Annotated in this window: 2 protein-coding genes and 1 pseudogene; 1 reads left to right on the top strand and 2 read right to left on the bottom strand. The window is 67.3% G+C overall.

What is annotated here, in order from left to right:
* Nucleotides 1-139: pseudogene (locus HCJ94_RS31670) on the top strand (IS630 family transposase); the annotation flags it as partial.
* 448 nt (nucleotides 140-587) lie between these two features.
* Here HCJ94_RS31670 and HCJ94_RS29215 read toward each other — a convergent pair.
* Together HCJ94_RS29215 and HCJ94_RS29220 are read right to left on the bottom strand one after the other, a co-directional pair.
* Complete coding sequence (locus tag HCJ94_RS29215; RefSeq protein ID WP_168004220.1) at nucleotides 588-1,130, bottom strand: hypothetical protein; 543 nt, start codon at nucleotides 1,128-1,130, stop codon at nucleotides 588-590.
* Nucleotides 1,131-1,456: 326 nt separating this feature from the next.
* Nucleotides 1,457-1,987: a GNAT family N-acetyltransferase gene (locus tag HCJ94_RS29220; protein WP_168004221.1), complete on the bottom strand. Its 531-nt coding sequence runs from the start codon at nucleotides 1,985-1,987 to the stop codon at nucleotides 1,457-1,459.
* Nucleotides 1,988-1,997 lie beyond the last annotated feature (10 nt).

A 1,997-nucleotide genomic window follows, 5' to 3' on the forward strand; every position in this document is an offset into this window, starting at 1 on the left:
ACGACTACAGACCTACCTGCGCTGGCGCAACGCCAACGCCCGCCACCCCGACGTCCTGACCGCCCAACGCCGCGAACGCGCCCGCATCCGCAGCGAACGCCAACAACGATGGGGCCAACCCGCCACCCGCGCAGCCTGACCCCAACACCCTGAACGTTGGTGGTCACGGCACTAGCCAACAAAATCTCTCCGGTCCGAGCGCACCTCTCCCGCGGCGGGATAGGCACGTACCGCTGGTCGGCAATCTACCCAAGACCAAGTGCACACATCTGCCGCGGACCGCGCGTCCTAGAGTGCAGCCGGCTGACGGCACGATAGGCGCCTACGTATTGGCGTAGCCGAGTTTCTTCGGCCGGTCCGGGGCTGTTGAAGCGGCTTGCGGGCTATCGGGAGAGGTATGCCTTGATGCTTCTTGTCGGGAAGCGCCCTGCAGCGCCCGCCATGGCGGTCCGCGCCTCGTCGGTCACCGGCACCAGTGGTCTGCTTGGGCGGTACGACTATCAGGTCACCGACCGGTACGACCTGAGCGGCCTGCTGGCGCTGGTCTCCGTCGGGATCGGTCCAGATGATGTAGACCAGCCGGACGCTCATTTGTTCGCTGTCGTCATTGCGCAGCGACACGGCGGTGAACCGGCTGTTGCGGTCGAGCACGCGGCCGATTCGTCCACCGGGGTGACAACGGGCTCGACATGGACGGCTGGGGCCTCGATCGTCTCCGTGGTGAGCGCGGTCACGACCACGTCCTCGGCGAATTGGGCTCCCTCGCCTGTGAAGATCAGCACGTCGACGCCACCGCCCGGTGGGACGACCAGGTTGCCCTGGTCGCTGCCGTAGACAGTGGTGACCTTTACGGCCGGTAGCGGGCTTCGGGTGGCGTCGAGCGCCGTGAACTGCAGCGTCGGGGCGAGCATTTGGGTGCTGTCGTTGTAGATGGTGAGCAGTTGGTTCATGTACCCGTCCCCGGTGGTGGCCGCGAACTCGAACCGCAGCGTGGCGGCGAGGTGGGGGCGAGCGATGAGCCCGCAGCCGGCGAGCAGCAGCGTGGCCAGGAACCCGGCGATCGCCTTGAAAGATGCTGGCTCTGCGTGCAGACGCCGACGAGGGCGGGTTGCGGTCGAGGTGAGGAGCACCGCAGCAGGATACGGGCGAACACATCCGCTGCGTTGACCCGTGGTGGGTTACGGCGGCCAACGATCGATGGGCAGGTGAGCGAGGTGGGTGCCGTTGGCTCTGTAAGGAATCAGACACGTCGCCAACGGAGGAGGCAACGTGCTGATGGTGGGCGGCACGCCGGGACTATCACCCGGACGCGAGCCGGCTGCGGTAATGCGCTCCCAAGACCGCGCTCATCTGCCGCTGACCGTGCATTGGCCGCTCGACGGGGTCCATCCGCAACTGTCGATGTGCGGATGTGGCGGTGGCGAGCGGCGGAGGCGGTCGTGGCGATCTTCGCCGATCAGCTGGCCAGCTTCTCAAAGAGTTCGTTCGGCGTGTCGTAGTACCTCGTCGTCTGGCCGAAGTGCGTCATGCCGAGCCGCCGGCAGACGGCCTGGGAGGCACGGTTGTCCGGATCGGTGACCGCGATGACCCTCGTCAGACCCCGGCTGAACGCGTCGTCCAGGACCGCCGCCGCTGCTTCGGTGGCGTAGCCGTGTCCCCAGGCGTCCGGGTGCAGGTGCCAGCCGATCTCGACATCGGTCGGCCCGCCGGCCGGTTCCGCGGCCGACAGGGGAATCGGCTTGAGCAGGAGGTTTCCCACCAGGCGGCCGTCCGCGGTTGTGGTGATGGCCCAGATCCCGTGGATCGGGTCGTCGATGGCGCATCGGCGTGCGATCGAGGCGAGGGCATCCTCGCGGTTGTTCATGATCGTGGGCTGCGCGCCCAAGAACCGCACGACCTCCCAGCGCGACTCCAGATCCAGAAGGAAGTCGGCGTCCTCGTCGCGCCAGGGGCGCAGCAGGAGGCGGTCGCTCGCGATGGTGCGCATGCGAACTAAT

Origin of the sequence: Micromonospora thermarum (assembly GCF_012034245.1) — a bacterium.
Classification (GTDB): Bacteria; Actinomycetota; Actinomycetes; order Mycobacteriales; family Micromonosporaceae; genus Micromonospora; species Micromonospora thermarum.

What these genes read in the sequence shown, in the direction of transcription:
- HCJ94_RS29220 (WP_168004221.1), bottom strand. Translation starts at nt 1,987, where the DNA reads ATGCGCACCATCGCGAGCGACCGCCTCCTGCTGCGCCCCTGGCGCGAC.